Source organism: Rhizobium ecuadorense (assembly GCF_001187535.1).
Lineage (GTDB): Bacteria > Pseudomonadota > Alphaproteobacteria > Rhizobiales > Rhizobiaceae > Rhizobium > Rhizobium ecuadorense.
The window spans coordinates 1-209 of record NZ_LFIO01000662.1; the positions used below are offsets into that span (position 1 = coordinate 1).

Genomic DNA, 209 nt, shown 5'->3' on the forward strand with positions numbered 1-209 from the left:
CATCGTAACGCATCTCTCGATACTTCTCCGAGAGATGCGTTACGATGTGCATGCGGGTCGGGTTGAGCCACAGGAAGAACGGCTTTCCGTCCGCCTTGGCCTTTTCGATGAACTTGAAAGAGAGGGACTGGATTTCGTCGTCAACGGTCTTCATGCGCTCAGGATAGAGCGTGCCGGCATCCTCGATCCGTTGTTTGCCCACCTTGCCC

Annotated in this window: 1 pseudogene; it reads right to left on the reverse strand. The window is 55.5% G+C overall.

Annotated elements, in window-relative coordinates:
- A pseudogene (locus AF337_RS12780) lies at window positions 1-209 on the reverse strand (arylsulfatase); the annotation flags it as partial.